The sequence below is a fragment of the Pseudomonas edaphica genome, assembly GCF_005863185.1.
Lineage (GTDB): Bacteria > Pseudomonadota > Gammaproteobacteria > Pseudomonadales > Pseudomonadaceae > Aquipseudomonas > Aquipseudomonas edaphica.
The window spans coordinates 1-14,739 of sequence record NZ_VBVZ01000093.1 but is presented as its reverse complement, the minus strand read 5'-3'; the positions used below and the strand labels follow the sequence as shown (position 1 = coordinate 14,739).

Genomic DNA, 14,739 nt, shown 5'->3' with positions numbered 1-14,739 from the left:
GCATAACCCGCATCCACGAAGCGGTACATCAGGTGTTCATCGCGCCCGCTGGGGATGCCCAGGCGGGTGGTCTGGATGATTTGCGTCGGGGTTTGGCCCACGTCTTCAACAAACAGCAGTTCCTGATCGAAGCGCTTGGCGTCCCACATCGGCACTTTCAAGCCCAGGGCTTTGCACAGCAGCGTTTGGCCGGCGCAGAGTTTTTGCGAGGGGCGTGGGTGGCCATTGGCGTCCGGGTTGTTGAGCAGCATCTGCGCCAGGCTCGCCGGGCCGGACAGCTCATCGACCCACGGATAAGCCGATTTGATCAGCACCGCATTGCCGGGGCCGTGAGCGCTGAAGTTCAGTGAATCGCCGCCACGGGCGTAGTACATGTAGATGTGCCCACCATCCAGAAACAAAGCCTTACGCTTTTCTGTGTAACCGAGTGAGGCATGGCTGCCTTTTTCGGCCACGTAATAGGCTTCGGTTTCGATAATTCGCGCCGAAAGCCAGGTTTCACCGACGCGGTGGCGGATGACTTTGCCGAGCAATTCGCGCGCAAGAATTTGCGCGTCACGGTCGAAGAAGCTGTCGGGCAGGGCGCTGGCAGGCAGTTGGGGGGCACAAATGGACATGGCGGCAAAGGTTAATACGGCTAAATGTGACCGAATAATAACAACTCCCACCTTAATTACCGCTGAACCCCAAGTTTTTACAGTTCATTTCGACCATCCGCCCCTCACCGCTGTCAGTCGGGCGGCGTCACAGCTATAATCTGCCGCTTTCCTCTTTGCCAAGACTCCCTGACCATGACTGAGTCCGTTCTTGACTACATGACCCGCCTGGGTCGCGCTGCCCGGCAGGCCTCGCGGTTGATCGCCCGTGCGAGCACTGCGCAGAAGAACCGCGCCTTGCTGGCTGCCGCCGATGCTCTGGATGCTTCGCGCTCCGAGCTGGCCGCCGCCAACGAACTGGACCTGGCCAACGGCCGCGCCAATGGCCTGGAACCGGCCCTGCTGGACCGTCTGGCGCTGACCCCGGCACGTATCGACGACATGATCGAAGGCCTGCGTCAGGTGGCCAAGCTGCCTGACCCCATCGGTGAAATCCGCGATATGCGCTACCTGCCCTCCGGCATTCAGGTCGGCAAGATGCGCGTGCCGCTGGGCGTGATCGGCATCATCTATGAGTCGCGCCCGAACGTGACCATCGACGCCGCGAGCCTGTGCCTCAAGTCGGGCAACGCCACCATCCTGCGTGGCGGTTCCGAGGCCATTCATTCCAACCGCGCCATTGCTGTGTGCATCCAGCAAGGCCTGGCCGTGGCCGAGCTGCCGGCTGAAGTGGTGCAGGTGGTGGAAACCACCGACCGCGCCGCCGTAGGCGCGTTGATCACCATGCCGGAATTCGTCGACGTGATCGTGCCGCGTGGTGGCAAGAGCCTGATCGAACGCGTCAGCCGTGATGCCAAGGTGCCGGTAATCAAGCACCTGGACGGCGTGTGCCATGTGTACATCGACATCGCGGCCGACCTCGACAAGGCGATCCGCATCGCCGACAACGCCAAGACCCACCGCTACGCGCCATGCAATACCATGGAAACCCTGCTGGTACACGCTGGCATTGCCGAGCGCGTGCTGCCGCCGCTGGCTGCCATCTACCGTGACAAGGGCGTGGAACTGCGTGGCTGCGAACGCACCCGTGCACTGCTGGGCGCGGACGTGATCGAAGCGACTGAAGACGACTGGTACACCGAGTACACGGCGCCGATCCTGTCGATCCGCATCGTTGATGACCTGGACCAGGCCATCGAACACATCAATAAATACGGCTCCAAGCACACCGACGCTATTGTTTCCGAGCATTTCAGCGATGCCCGGCGTTTCCTCACCGAAGTGGATTCCGCCTCGGTGATGATCAACGCCTCGACGCGTTTTGCCGACGGCTTCGAGTATGGCCTGGGGGCGGAGATCGGCATTTCCACCGACAAGCTCCACGCACGCGGCCCGGTTGGCCTGGAAGGCCTGACCAGCGAGAAGTACGTGGTGTTCGGCGACGGTCATGTGCGCACTTGATGGGTAAACGCATCGGGCTGCTCGGCGGCACCTTCGACCCCGTGCACATCGGCCATTTGCGCAGTGCCCTGGAAGTCGCGGATGCCCTCGCGCTGGATGAGTTACGCGTGATGCCTAACGCGCGGCCACCCCATCGCGATATGCCGCAGGTGTCTGCGCAGCAACGCCTGGAGATGGTGCGCCTGGCTGTAGAAGGTATACCGCCGCTGGTGGTGGACGACCGCGAACTCAAACGCGATAAACCGTCCTACACTGTCGACACCCTGGAACTGATGCGCGCCGAGTTGGCCGCAGATGACCAGTTGTTTCTGCTTTTGGGCTGGGACGCATTTTGCGGCCTGCCCTCTTGGCATCGCTGGGAGGAACTCCTCCAGCATTGCCACATCCTGGTTTTGCAACGCCCGGATGCCGACAGCGAACCGCCGGATGCCTTGCGCAACCTGCTGGCCGCGCGGTCGGTAAGTGACCCCTTGGCCCTGACCGGGCCGAACGGGAATATTGCATTCGTCTGGCAGACCCCGCTTGCGGTGTCCGCCACCCAGATCCGTCAACTGCTGGCCAGCGGGAAGTCGGTACGTTTCCTGGTGCCTGACGCGGTCCTGGCCTACATCGATGCGCACGGGCTTTACCGTGCGTCGAACTAAAAGGCGCGCTTGATCGCACGAACATTCGTGCAGCGGGCGCCCGAACATACGAGCAAAACGAGTTTTATATGACGAACAAAGACGTAAGCAAAGTTAAGCGCAAAGGCACTTTCAAAAGCGCCCCGCTGCCAGTAGAAGCGCACACCGGCCCTGAGCTGGCTGGCGAAGAGCTGGTAAAAGTCGCCGTGGCTGCCCTGGAAGACGTTAAAGCCCAGGACATCCAGGTGCTGGACGTGCGCGACAAGCAAAGCATCACCGACTTCATGATCATTGCTACCGGTACTTCCAACCGCCAGATCGGCGCGATGCTCGACAAGGTTCGCGAAGCCGTCAAAGCCCAAGGCGTCAAGCCACTGGGTGAAGAAGGCAAGGGCGACAGCGACTGGGTACTGCTGGACATGGACGACGTGATCGTTCACATGATGACCAGCAACGCCCGCCAGTTCTACGACCTGGAGCGTCTGTGGAAAGGCGCCGAGCAGAGCCGTGCGGCTGATGGCAAGCACCACAGCCCGGAAGTGGGCCATGCGCACTTCGACAAGCTCAACAAAGACCAGGAATAAGGAACGGCTGTGCGCCTGCGTCTGATCGCTGTCGGTTCACGCATGCCCAAGTGGGTGGAAGAAGGCTGGCACGAGTATGCCAAGCGTCTGCCCGCTGAGCTGTCGCTGGAGCTGGTGGAAATACCGCTCAACACCCGGGGCAAGAATGCCGATGTGGCGCGCTTTATCCGTCAGGAAGGCGAAGCCATGCTGGCCAAGGTCGGCCCCAACGAGCGCATCGTCACCCTCGAGGTGCACGGCAAGCCCTGGAGCACCGAGCAGTTGGCGGTGGAACTGGACCGCTGGCGCCTGGACTCGCGTACCGTCAACTTCATGGTCGGCGGCCCGGAAGGGCTGGCGCCGGAAGTCTGCGCGCGGGCGGACCAGCGCTGGTCGCTGTCGGCACTCACGTTGCCGCACCCGTTGGTAAGGATTCTGATCGGTGAACAGCTGTATCGCGCCTGGACAGTTCTGTCCGGGCACCCTTACCACAAATAATCTGCGCCATTGCCGATGACCCAGCCGATCCGCATCAAGGACCACGAGAAAGACGCACGTCTGGTACGTTCGCGCGTGGTGTTTGGCGCTTTTTTGGTGGTGGGCTTGATTGCGGTGCTGATTGCGCGCCTGTATTACCTGCAGGTGATCCAGTACGACTATCACTCCACGTTGTCGGAAAACAACCGGGTGCATGTGCAGCCGATCCCGCCGACCCGCGGGCTGATTTTCGACCGCAATGGCGTGGTGGTGGCAGACAACCGGCCCAGCTTCAGCCTGAGCATGACCCGCGAGCGTTCCGGCGACTGGCAGCAGGTCCTCGACGTAATCGTCGAGGTACTGCAACTGACGCCGGAAGACCGCGTGATCTTCGAAAAACGCATGAAGCAGGGGCGTCGGCCGTTCGAGCCGGTGCCGATTCTGTTCGAGCTCAACGAAGAGCAGATCGCGCGCATTGCGGTGAACCAGTTCCGTTTGCCAGGTGTGGAAGTGGTGGCGCAGTTGGTGCGGCATTACCCGCAAGGGGCACACTTTGCGCACTCCGTCGGCTACATGGGGCGCATCAACGAGAAAGAGCTGAAAAGCCTCGATCCGGTGAATTACAGCGGCACCCACCATATTGGCAAAACCGGCATCGAACGCTTCTACGAGCCGGAGCTGCACGGCCAGGTGGGTTACGAAGAAGTTGAGACCAACGCCCGTGGCCGCGTGCTGCGTGTGCTCAAGCGCACCGACCCGATCCCTGGCAAAGACATTGTGCTGAGCCTGGACATCAAATTGCAGGAAGCGGCGGAGATGGCCCTGGGCGGTCGTCGTGGCGCCGTCGTCGCGCTCAACCCGGCCACCGGCGAAGTGCTGGCGATGGTCAGCCAGCCGAGTTTCGACCCGAACCTGTTTGTGACCGGTATCAGCTTCAAGGCCTATGCCGAGTTGCGTGATTCCATCGACCGGCCGTTGTTCAACCGTGTACTGCGCGGGCTGTACCCGCCGGGTTCGACCATCAAGCCGGCGGTGGCGATTGCCGGTCTGGATTCGGGTGTGGTCACGGCATCGAGCCGCGTGTACGACCCTGGCTACTACATGCTGCCCAACTACGATCACAAATACCGTAACTGGAACCGCACCGGTGACGGCTATGTCGACCTGGACACCGCAATCATGCGCTCCAACGACACCTATTTTTATGACCTGGCCCACAAGCTGGGGATTGATCGGCTGTCTGCCTATATGGGCAAGTTCGGCCTCGGTCAGAAAGTCTCCCTGGATATGTTCGAAGAATCCCCTGGCTTGATGCCGTCGCGGGAGTGGAAACGCGCGACCCGTCGTCAGGCATGGTTCCCGGGCGAAACCCTGATCCTCGGCATCGGTCAGGGCTACATGCAGGCCACACCGCTGCAACTGGCCCAGGCCACCGCGCTGGTGGCCAACAAAGGCGTGTGGAACCGCCCGCACTTGGCCAAGACCATCGAAGGCCAGAAGCCTGTGGATGAAAACCCGATTCCGGACATCGTGCTGCGCGACCCGTCCGACTGGGCCAAGGTCAACCACGGCATGCAGCAAGTGATGCACGGTGCCCGTGGCACGGCGCGCAAGGCCGCGGCGGGCGCGCAATACCGCATTGCCGGCAAAAGCGGTACGGCCCAGGTGGTCGCGATCAAGCAGGGTGAGAAATACGACCGCTCCAAGGTTCAGGAGCGTCACCGCGACCACGCCTTGTTTGTCGGCTTTGCGCCGGCCGACGACCCGAAAATCGTGGTGGCGGTGATGGTCGAGAACGGCGAGTCCGGCTCTGGCGTCGCGGCGCCTGTGGTGCGTCAGATCATGGACGCTTGGCTGTTGGCCGACGACGGCAGACTCAAATCCGAATATGGTGGCCCCCCTTCAAGCACCGAGGTTACGGCCCGTGAAGAGTAATTTTGACCGCATCCTCTCCAGTGAGGATGTGATGCGTCGGCGTGCGACGTTGCTGCAGCGCCTGCACATTGATGGCCCGTTGCTGATCCTGCTGTTGACCTTGGCGGCCGGCAGCCTGTTCGTGCTGTATTCGGCCAGCGGCAAGAACTGGGACTTACTGATCAAACAGGCGTCGTCGTTCGGCCTGGGTCTGTTGTCGATGGTGGTTATCGCCCAGCTGGAGCCACGCTTCATGGCGCGCTGGGTGCCGCTGGGGTATGTCGCCGGTGTTTTGCTGCTGGTGGTGGTGGACGTAATGGGCCACAACGCCATGGGCGCGACCCGCTGGATCAACATTCCGGGGGTGATTCGCTTCCAACCGTCGGAATTCATGAAGATCCTGATGCCGGCGACCATCGCCTGGTATTTGTCCAAGCGCACCTTGCCGCCGCAGCTCAAGCACGTGGGCATCAGCCTGATATTGATCGGCGTGCCGTTCATTTTGATTGTGCGCCAGCCCGACCTCGGCACCTCGCTGCTGATCCTGGCGGGCGGGGCGTTCGTGTTGTTCATGGGCGGCCTGCGCTGGCGCTGGATCCTCAGCGTGCTGGCGGCGGCGATCCCGGTGGCGGTGGCCATGTGGTTCTTCTTTATGCATGACTACCAGAAGCAGCGGATCCTGACCTTCCTGGATCCGGAAAGTGACCCGCTGGGCACTGGCTGGAACATTATCCAGTCCAAGGCGGCAATTGGTTCCGGCGGCGTATTTGGCAAAGGTTGGTTGCTGGGCACCCAGTCACACCTGGACTTTTTGCCCGAAAGCCACACCGACTTCATTATTGCGGTAATGGGCGAAGAGTTCGGCCTGGTGGGCATTTGCGCGCTGTTGCTGATCTATTTGCTGCTGATTGGTCGCGGCCTGGTGATTACCGCCCAGGCGCAGACGCTGTTTGGCAAATTGCTCGCCGGCAGCCTGACCATGACTTTTTTTGTTTACGTTTTCGTCAACATCGGTATGGTCAGTGGCCTGTTGCCGGTGGTTGGGGTGCCGTTGCCGTTCATTAGCTACGGCGGAACTTCGCTGGTGACATTGATGTCAGCGTTTGGGGTTTTGATGTCGATTCACACGCATCGCAAGTGGATCGCGCAGGTTTGAATAAGGTGAAGATGTCAATGCAAGTAATGCGCGGCTGGGCGACTCGGCACGCGTCCTGGATGGGCCTGATTGGGCTGCTGGGCGCGACGCAAGAGGTGCAGGCCGGTGACTACGATGGTTCACCCCAGGTCGCCGAATTTGTCGGTGAAATGACCCGCGACTACGGTTTTGCCGGTGAACAACTGATGGGCGTGTTCCGTGAAGCCCAGCGCAAGCAGGCGATCCTCGACGCGATCTCGCGTCCCGCCGAGCGCGTCAAACAGTGGAAAGACTACCGCCCGATGTTCCTCACCGACGCCCGTGTGGCGCGGGGCGTGGACTTCTGGCGCCAGCACGAAGCGGTGCTGGCCCGCGCCGAGCAGGAATACGGCGTGCCGGCCCAGGTGATCGTCGCCATCATCGGCATCGAAACCTTCTACGGGCGCAACACCGGCAGTTACCGGGTGATCGACGCCTTGTCGACCCTGGGCTTCGATTACCCGCCACGTGCCGAGTTTTTCCGCAAGGAGCTGCGTGAGTTCCTGCTGCTGGCCCGTGAAGAACAGGTCGACCCGTTGACCCTCAAGGGCTCCTACGCTGGTGCGATGGGCCTGCCGCAGTTCATGCCGAGCAGTTTCCGGGCGTATGCGGTGGATTTCGACGGCGACGGCCACATCAATATCTGGAGCAACCCGGACGATGCCATCGGCAGCGTGGCCAGCTACTTCAAGCGCCATGGCTGGGTGGCCGGCGAACCGGTGGTGATCCGCGCCGATGTCACCGGCGAGCGCGCCGACGAAGGTTTGACCCAAGGTATTGAGCCGGTCAAGACCGTCGGGGAGTTGCGAGCGCTGGGCTGGTCGAGTCAGAATGCGCCACGCGATGATATGCCGGTGACGGCGTTCCGCCTCGAAGGCGCAAACGGCCCGGAATACTGGATGGGCCTGAAGAATTTTTACGCAATCACGCGTTATAACCGCAGTGTGATGTACGCCATGGCCGTGCATCAGCTGTCAGACATGCTGGTCCAAGCACGGGGCAACAAGTAATGCGGGTATCGCCGTTCCAAAAACCGCTCAAGCTGGTGGCGTTCGCCGCGTTGTCCTTGCTGGTTGTCAGTTGCTCCTCCACCACCAGCCGTGCTCCGGCGCCGAAGGGCGGCGCTGTCGTTCGCGCCCAGCCGGGCCTGGACATCAACCGCGCGCACAAAGACGGCGCGCCGTGGTGGGATGTCGACGTATCAAAGATCCCGGATGCCACGCCGACCCTGCACACCGGGCCTTATAAAGCCAACCCGTATACCGTGCTGGGCAAGAATTACTTCCCGCTGCAGGAATCCAGGACCTACTCGCAAACGGGCACGGCGTCCTGGTACGGCACCAAATTCCATGGCCAGAACACCGCCAACGGCGAAGTGTATGACCTGTACGGCATGAGCGCGGCCCACAAGACTTTGCCGCTGCCCAGCTATGTACGCGTGACCAACCTGGACAACCACCGCACGGTGATCCTGCGGGTCAACGACCGTGGGCCGTTCTATTCGGACCGGATCATCGACTTGTCCTACGCCGCCGCGAAGAAACTCGGTTATGCCGAAACTGGCACCGCGCGTGTGAAAGTCGAAGGTATCGACCCGGCGCAGTATTGGGCTCAGCGTGGCAAACCGGCGCCATTGATGCTCAACGAGCCGCAAACCCCGCAACCGCAAGTGACCGCCTCGGCGGGCAAGATCGAGCAGTGGACACCGCCACCGGCGCAGCACGCACCCGATACGGTCGTGGTGCCGCATGCAGCGCCAGGCGCATCTACAGTCGGCGGCCAGTACCTGCAGGTCGGCGCTTTCGCCAACCCGGATGCGGCAGAACTGTTAAGGTCCAAGCTCAGCGGTATGGTCAGCGCGCCAGTGTTTATCAGCTCCATCGTGCGTAACCAGCAAACCCTGCACCGTGTGCGCATGGGCCCGATTGGTTCGCCAAGTGAAGTGGCGCACGTGCAGAACAGTGTGCGCCTGGCCAACCTGGGGCAACCCAGTGTCGTCACGGCTGAATAAGTAAAAGGATTGATGGTTCAGGTTCGCCTGAACCGAGGTTGTTGGCTCGTTGAACAATAAAAACCCAGGGGCAAGGGGTGAGCGGGCAACCGAACACGCGACAGTCTGGCAGCGGGCTGTCTGAATAGTTTTGCCCGCGAGGGCAAGTTTCCATAAGCAATTTCGAGAGACGGATGAACATCACCACCTTAGCCAAACGCACGTGCCTGCTTCTTTCGCTGATCATCACCCCGGCCGCCTGGGCGGTTGAAATGGTGCCAGCTTCCCCGCAATTGGCCGCCAAGGCCTGGGTCCTCATGGATGCCGCCAGCGGCAACGTGCTGGTCGAGAACAACGGTGACCAGCGCCTGCCCCCGGCCAGCCTGACCAAGCTGATGACAGCCTACATCGCGACCCTGGAAATCCGTCGCGGCCAGATCGGCGAGAATGACCCGGTTACCGTCAGCGAAAACGCATGGCGCACCGGCGGTTCGCGGATGTTCATCAAGGTCGGTTCGCAGGTTACCGTCAGCGACCTGCTGCACGGCATCATCATCCAGTCCGGTAACGACGCCAGCGTGGCCCTGTCCGAGCACATCGCCGGCAGCGAAGACGCGTTCGCCGACTTGATGAACAAGACCGCCGGCGACCTGGGCATGACCAACAGCCACTTCATGAACCCGACCGGCCTGCCGAACCCGGAGCACTACTCGTCGGCTCACGACATGGCCGTGCTGGCTCGCGCGATCATCCGTGTCGACCCGGTGCACTACGCGATCTACTCCCAGAAGGAATTCTTCTGGAACAACATCAAGCAGCCTAACCGTAACCTGCTGCTGTGGCGTGACAAGACCGTCGACGGTCTGAAAACCGGCCACACCGACGAAGCCGGCTACTGCATGGTGTCGTCCGCCGTACGTGACGGCCAGCGCCTGATCGCCGTGGTATTCGGCACCAACAGCGAGCAGGCCCGTGCGGCCGAGACGCAAAAACTGCTGACTTACGGCTTCCGCTTCTTCGAAACCCAGACCTTCTACCAGAAGGGTGCCGAGCTGGCCCAAGCCCCGGTATGGAAAGGCGCGACCCACCAAGTCAAGGCCGGCCTGGCCGATGACCTGACCCTGACCATGCCTAAAGGCCAGCTGAAAAAGCTCGCGGCCAGCATGACCATGAACCCGCAATTGGTCGCTCCAATCGCCAAGGGCGACGTGATCGGTAAAGTCGAAGTGAAGCTCGATGACAAGGTGGTGCATAGCGCCGACCTGATCGCACTGGACGCCGTTGACGAAGGTGGTATCTTCCGCCGCGTGTGGGATAGCATCCGTCTATTCTTCTACGGCTTGTTCAACTGATTGTGCGCACCTGCAAAGCCCCGCGTTGATCCAGCGCGGGGCTTTGCCCGTCGCCACGGCTTAGCGCTTACGAGGCTGTTCTGCCATGACCGATAAAGAAGTAGAAGTAAAGGCGCCAAAGATCGAATTCCCCAACGTGGACTATCCCGTCAAGGTGATCAGCGATACCGGTGTGGGCAACAAAGACAAGATTCTCGAGATCGTGCGTAAACACGCGACGATCAACGACAACCGGGTGGACGAGCGTTTGAGTTCCAACGGTAAGTACACCACGATCCAGTTGCACATCGTGGCAACCGGTCAAGACCAGCTCTACGACATCAACAGTGAACTGCGGGCCACCGGCTTCGTGCACATGGTGTTGTGATGTCACAGGTTTTGGGCTTTCGCGAGCTCGGCCAGATGGCCTATGAGCCGGTCTGGCATGCCATGCAGCGCTTCACCAACGAGCGCGGCACCTCGGCCCCGGATGAAATCTGGCTGGTAGAACACCCGCCGGTCTTTACCCAGGGCCAGGCCGGCAAGGCTGAGCATCTGCTGCTGCCGGGTGATATTCCGGTGGTGCAGGTCGACCGAGGTGGCCAAGTGACTTACCATGGCCCTGGTCAGCTGGTGGCCTATTTGCTGCTGGACGTACGCAAGCTGGGTTTTGGCGTGCGTGACCTGGTAAGCCGCATGGAGGCTTGCCTGATCGAGCTGTTGGCCAGTTACGGCGTGACTGCCGCGGCCAAGCCCGATGCACCCGGTGTATACGTGGACGGCGCGAAAATCGCCTCCCTCGGTTTGCGCATTCGCCATGGTTGTTCCTTTCATGGCCTGGCCCTGAATGTGGACATGGACCTGGCGCCGTTTCGGCGCATCAACCCGTGCGGTTACGCCGGGCTGGCGATGACTCAACTGAGCGACCACGCCACACCGATTAAATTTGCCGAGGTAAGTGCCCGGCTGCGTGCGCAGCTCGTCAAACACCTCGACTATGCTGAGCAGACGACCCTTACGGGCGGAATCGACTGATTATGACTACTGATGCAGTGCAAACCATGATCCCGACGCTGGACATCACCGAGCGTCCGGCCCCGGCCCCGCGTGCCAAGGTCGAAGCCGGCGTCAAGCTGCGCGGCGCCGAGAAGGTTGCACGCATCCCGGTGAAAATCATCCCGACCACCGAACTGCCGAAGAAGCCTGACTGGATCCGCGTGCGCATCCCGGTTTCGCCGGAAGTCGACCGTATCAAGGCCCTGCTGCGCAAGCACAAACTGCACAGCGTGTGCGAAGAAGCTTCCTGCCCGAACCTGGGCGAATGCTTCTCCGGCGGCACCGCCACCTTCATGATCATGGGTGACATCTGCACCCGTCGTTGCCCGTTCTGCGACGTTGGCCACGGCCGGCCGAAGCCATTGGACGTCAACGAGCCGGAAAGCCTGGCCATCGCCATTGCCGACCTGAAACTCAAATACGTGGTCATCACTTCCGTAGACCGCGACGACCTGCGTGACGGCGGTGCCCAGCACTTTGCCGACTGCATCCGCGAGATCCGCAAGCTGTCGCCGAACGTGATGCTCGAAACCCTGGTGCCGGACTACCGTGGCCGCATGGACGTCGCGCTGGAAATCACCGCGGCCGAGCCACCGGATGTGTTCAACCACAACCTGGAAACCGTGCCACGTCTGTACAAAGCTGCGCGCCCAGGTTCGGACTACCAGTGGTCGCTGACCCTGCTGCAAAAATTCAAGCAGATGATGCCGCACATCCCGACCAAATCCGGGCTGATGCTGGGCCTGGGCGAAACCGACGAAGAAGTCATCGAAGTCATGAAGCGCATGCGCGAACACGACATCGACATGCTGACCCTGGGCCAGTACCTGCAGCCGTCGCGCAGCCACTTGCCGGTGCAGCGTTTTGTGCACCCCGACACCTTCGCCTGGTTCGCCGAGGAAGGTTACAAGATGGGCTTCAAGAACGTGGCTTCGGGCCCGCTGGTACGTTCCTCGTACCACGCCGATGAGCAAGCCAAGCTGGTCAAGGCGAGCCTGGTTTCGTAAGCGTTTCCCCTCTGTAGGAGCAGCCGAACTGCTCCTACAGAGTTTCCCTCCTTTTCTCCCTTCTGTTTGCAACCATCACTGGCTAGAGTGCCTGGGTATCCAACCACGGAGAACCATGGATGACGACTCAACTCGCGGCTGCCGTGCCTGCCCTGCGCACCGAAGGCGTAATTGGCCTGATTGCCCCCGCCGGCCCTGCCGCACTGGATGTTGAAAAAGCCGGCCAGTGGATGCGCGCCCGTGGCCATGAGCTGCGCATATTCCCCGGTGTGTATGAGCGCGATGGCTACCTGGCCGGCAGCGACGAGGTGCGTCTGCGCGATTTGCATGCGGCGTTTGCCGATCCCGAAATCGATGCCATCTTCTGCCTGCGTGGCGGCTATGGCAGCCCGCGATTATTGGATCGGCTCGATTTTGACCTGATTAGGGCCAACCCCAAGCCATTTGTGGGGTACAGCGACATCACCGCGTTGCACCTGGCCATCAACCGCTACGCGGGTTTTGTGACCTTTCACGGGCCGATGCTTAATGCCGATCTGCTCGGTGACAAGCAGCAGCCCACAGAGTCGTCGTTGTTCAGCATGTTGCGTGGGCAACTGAGCGAGTGCAGCGCGCTGGCACACCCGGTTGCTTACCCACTGACCACGATTGAGCCGGGTGTCGCCTGCGGGCGTTTGCTCGGCGGCAACCTGTCGATGATTGCCGCGGTAATGGGCACGGCGTTTGAGATCGACGCCGAAGGCATCATTCTGTTTATCGAAGACGTCAACGAGCCACTCTACCGAATTGACCGGCTGCTGACGCACTTGCGCCTGGCGGGCAAACTGGCTCAGGTGGCCGGCGTGTTGGTCGGGGATGTATCGGGGGTGGATAAGGCGGCGTTGGAGCGGCTGCTCAAGCAGACCTTCGAGCCGCTGTGCATTCCTGTATTGTCCGGCTGGCGCAGCGGGCACTGCGATCCGAACCTGACGCTGCCGCTGGGCGCGCTGGTGCGTCTGGATGCGGGGGAGCAGCAGTTGGTGTTGGAGCAGGATGTGGTGTTCAAGCCCTGAGCGTCGATCGTTCCCACGCTCTGCGTGGGAATGCATCCCGTGACGCTCCGCGTCACCCCCTCAAGAGCAGACGCAGAGCGTCCAAGGCGGCATTCCCACGCGGAGCGTGGGAATGATCGTTAGGCCGATTTAACGGCTCTGCAACGACTCCAGCAGCTTCACTGTCGGAAACCCATCCGCCGGCCAACCCAACGACTGCTGCGCCGCCCGGATCGCCTTGCGCGTGTTGGCGCCGATAATCCCGTCCGGGTTGCCCGCGTCATAGCCCTTGGCACTCAGCACCGTCTGCAAGTCGATACGCTGGGAGCGACTCAGCGGCAGCTCATCCTTGGGCCAATCGCCACGAATCACTCCGCCGCCAGCAAACCGCTCCGACAACAGGCCTACGGCCAGCGCGTAGGACGACGAGTTGTTGTACTTGAGGATCGCGCGGAAGTTATCCAGCACCAGGAACGCTGGGCCACGGTAGCCGGCCGGCAGCAGCAGGGCAGCTGACAGGTGCTCGACGTTCGGTGGCATGCTCGCGCCAGGTGGCAGCTGGATACCTAGTCTCATCCACTCGCCAACGGTCTTGCGTATGCCGCCGTCGGCCAGGGCGTAATCGAAGTTCGTCGGCAGTTGTTTCACCTCAAAGCCCCACGGCTGGCCGCGTTGCCAGCCGGAGCTTTGCAGGTAGTGCGCAGTGGAGGCCAGGGCGTCGCCCGGGCTGTTCCAGATATCGCGGCGCCCGTCGCCATCGAAATCCACGGCGTGGGTGTTGTAGGTGGTCGGGATGAACTGGGTCTGGCCCATGGCCCCGGCCCACGAACCTTTCATCTGGTCGGCAGAGATATCGCCATGCTGGATGATCTGCAGCGCCGCCAGCAGTTGCGCCTGGGCGAACGCCGGGCGGCGGCCTTCATAGGCCAGGGTCGCGAGCGAACGGATCACCGAGTTATTGCCCTGGAACTGGCCAAAGTTGCTTTCCATGCCCCACACCGAAACCAGCGCCTGGCGATCAACGCCATAACGCTCTTCGATGCGCTGCAGGATATCGGCGTATTTGATCAGCAACGCTTGGCCATTACGCACGCGTACCGGCGACAGGGCACCGTCGAGGTATTCCCACACCGGGCGGGAAAATTCCGGTTGGCTGCGATCGGCGCGAATCACCGCCATATCGGGCGTCACGCCAGCAAAGGCGTTATCGAAGACGGCGGGTGTGATCCCCGCGCTCAGGGCTTGCGCACGAAAGCCAGCCTGCCATTCGGCAAAGGTCTGGGTCGGCTGGATATCAAGATTGTCCACGGCCAAAGGGGGGACCACGGCAGGCGCGACGGCAGGCACGGTCTGGAGCTTTGGCAGGGGTTGCGCGTCCGCGGCGGTGGGTTTCTCGGCGCAGGCGACAAGCAGAATGAGGCTGGAGGCAGCAATCAATTGGCGAAGGTGCCAACGACGGGAAAGGCTAGAGGGCATGCACAGGTCCAGGGATTACAAATCAAGTACAGACCTTATC

Annotated in this window: 15 protein-coding genes; 13 read left to right on the top strand and 2 right to left on the bottom strand. The window is 61.4% G+C overall.

Annotated elements, in window-relative coordinates:
• Positions 1-617: DNA-3-methyladenine glycosylase (locus FEM54_RS08775; RefSeq protein WP_138450449.1), on the bottom strand; the 617-nt coding region annotated here is incomplete at its 3' end.
• Positions 618-791: 174 nt separating this feature from the next.
• Here FEM54_RS08775 and FEM54_RS08770 point away from each other — a divergent pair.
• The 13 genes from FEM54_RS08770 (at position 792) to FEM54_RS08710 (ending at position 13,244) form a co-directional block, all read left to right on the top strand.
• Positions 792-2,057, top strand: a complete 1,266-nt coding sequence (locus FEM54_RS08770) for a glutamate-5-semialdehyde dehydrogenase (protein WP_138450447.1) — start codon at positions 792-794, stop codon at positions 2,055-2,057.
• Positions 2,057-2,701 (top strand): nicotinate-nucleotide adenylyltransferase, encoded by a 645-nt coding sequence (nadD, locus tag FEM54_RS08765; protein ID WP_017136048.1) that lies wholly within the window; start codon positions 2,057-2,059, stop codon positions 2,699-2,701. Before FEM54_RS08770 ends, nadD begins: the two co-directional genes overlap by 1 nt.
• Positions 2,702-2,769: 68 nt before the next feature.
• Positions 2,770-3,264, top strand: a complete 495-nt coding sequence (gene rsfS / locus FEM54_RS08760) for a ribosome silencing factor (RefSeq protein ID WP_003215432.1) — start codon at positions 2,770-2,772, stop codon at positions 3,262-3,264.
• A gap of 9 nt (positions 3,265-3,273) precedes the next feature.
• Positions 3,274-3,741 carry a 23S rRNA (pseudouridine(1915)-N(3))-methyltransferase RlmH gene (gene rlmH, locus FEM54_RS08755; protein ID WP_003176297.1) on the top strand — a complete coding sequence of 156 codons (468 nt, stop codon included), beginning with the start codon at positions 3,274-3,276 and terminating at the stop codon, positions 3,739-3,741.
• 15 nt (positions 3,742-3,756) lie between these two features.
• A complete protein-coding gene (gene mrdA, locus FEM54_RS08750) occupies positions 3,757-5,655 on the top strand; it encodes a penicillin-binding protein 2 (RefSeq protein ID WP_017136049.1) in 1,899 nt (632 codons plus the stop codon).
• A 31-nt stretch (positions 5,656-5,686) separates the two neighbouring features.
• Positions 5,687-6,790 carry a rod shape-determining protein RodA gene (gene rodA, locus FEM54_RS08745; protein ID WP_050547734.1) on the top strand — a complete coding sequence of 368 codons (1,104 nt, stop codon included), beginning with the start codon at positions 5,687-5,689 and terminating at the stop codon, positions 6,788-6,790.
• A 17-nt stretch (positions 6,791-6,807) separates the two neighbouring features.
• Positions 6,808-7,818, top strand: coding sequence for a lytic murein transglycosylase B (gene mltB / locus FEM54_RS08740; RefSeq protein ID WP_017136051.1), 1,011 nt, complete (start codon positions 6,808-6,810; stop codon positions 7,816-7,818).
• Positions 7,818-8,819, top strand: a complete 1,002-nt coding sequence (locus FEM54_RS08735) for a septal ring lytic transglycosylase RlpA family protein (protein ID WP_099547588.1) — start codon at positions 7,818-7,820, stop codon at positions 8,817-8,819. Before mltB ends, FEM54_RS08735 begins: the two co-directional genes overlap by 1 nt.
• 173 nt (positions 8,820-8,992) lie before the next feature.
• Entirely contained in the window at positions 8,993-10,150 is a 1,158-nt protein-coding gene (locus tag FEM54_RS08730) for a D-alanyl-D-alanine carboxypeptidase family protein (RefSeq protein ID WP_017136053.1), read from the top strand.
• A gap of 85 nt (positions 10,151-10,235) precedes the next feature.
• Entirely contained in the window at positions 10,236-10,517 is a 282-nt protein-coding gene (locus FEM54_RS08725; protein ID WP_017136054.1) for a DUF493 domain-containing protein, read from the top strand.
• Positions 10,517-11,164: a lipoyl(octanoyl) transferase LipB gene (gene lipB / locus FEM54_RS08720; protein WP_017136055.1), complete on the top strand. Its 648-nt coding sequence runs from the start codon at positions 10,517-10,519 to the stop codon at positions 11,162-11,164. The genes FEM54_RS08725 and lipB overlap by 1 nt, the downstream gene beginning before the upstream one ends.
• A gap of 26 nt (positions 11,165-11,190) precedes the next feature.
• Complete coding sequence (lipA, locus tag FEM54_RS08715) at positions 11,191-12,192, top strand: lipoyl synthase (protein ID WP_057444888.1); 1,002 nt, start codon at positions 11,191-11,193, stop codon at positions 12,190-12,192.
• A gap of 119 nt (positions 12,193-12,311) precedes the next feature.
• Positions 12,312-13,244, top strand: coding sequence for a S66 peptidase family protein (locus FEM54_RS08710; RefSeq protein ID WP_138450445.1), 933 nt, complete (start codon positions 12,312-12,314; stop codon positions 13,242-13,244).
• Between the two features lie 129 nt (positions 13,245-13,373).
• Here the strand turns inward: FEM54_RS08710 and FEM54_RS08705 are convergent, their stop codons facing one another.
• Entirely contained in the window at positions 13,374-14,699 is a 1,326-nt protein-coding gene (locus FEM54_RS08705; RefSeq protein WP_017136057.1) for a lytic murein transglycosylase, read from the bottom strand.
• Positions 14,700-14,739: the final 40 nt, after the last annotated feature.

Excerpts from the sequence above, each read along its gene's own strand:
- FEM54_RS08770 (WP_138450447.1), top strand. The coding sequence starts at position 792 with ATGACTGAGTCCGTTCTTGACTACATGACCCGCCTGGGTCGCGCTGCC.
- nadD (WP_017136048.1), top strand. The coding sequence starts at position 2,057 with ATGGGTAAACGCATCGGGCTGCTCGGCGGCACCTTCGACCCCGTGCAC.
- rsfS (WP_003215432.1), top strand. The coding sequence starts at position 2,770 with ATGACGAACAAAGACGTAAGCAAAGTTAAGCGCAAAGGCACTTTCAAA.
- mrdA (WP_017136049.1), top strand. The coding sequence starts at position 3,757 with ATGACCCAGCCGATCCGCATCAAGGACCACGAGAAAGACGCACGTCTG.
- rodA (WP_050547734.1), top strand. The coding sequence starts at position 5,687 with ATGCGTCGGCGTGCGACGTTGCTGCAGCGCCTGCACATTGATGGCCCG.
- mltB (WP_017136051.1), top strand. The coding sequence starts at position 6,808 with ATGCAAGTAATGCGCGGCTGGGCGACTCGGCACGCGTCCTGGATGGGC.
- FEM54_RS08735 (WP_099547588.1), top strand. The coding sequence starts at position 7,818 with ATGCGGGTATCGCCGTTCCAAAAACCGCTCAAGCTGGTGGCGTTCGCC.
- FEM54_RS08730 (WP_017136053.1), top strand. The coding sequence starts at position 8,993 with ATGAACATCACCACCTTAGCCAAACGCACGTGCCTGCTTCTTTCGCTG.
- FEM54_RS08725 (WP_017136054.1), top strand. The coding sequence starts at position 10,236 with ATGACCGATAAAGAAGTAGAAGTAAAGGCGCCAAAGATCGAATTCCCC.
- lipB (WP_017136055.1), top strand. The coding sequence starts at position 10,517 with ATGTCACAGGTTTTGGGCTTTCGCGAGCTCGGCCAGATGGCCTATGAG.
- lipA (WP_057444888.1), top strand. The coding sequence starts at position 11,191 with ATGATCCCGACGCTGGACATCACCGAGCGTCCGGCCCCGGCCCCGCGT.
- FEM54_RS08710 (WP_138450445.1), top strand. The coding sequence starts at position 12,312 with ATGACGACTCAACTCGCGGCTGCCGTGCCTGCCCTGCGCACCGAAGGC.
- FEM54_RS08705 (WP_017136057.1), bottom strand. The coding sequence starts at position 14,699 with ATGCCCTCTAGCCTTTCCCGTCGTTGGCACCTTCGCCAATTGATTGCT.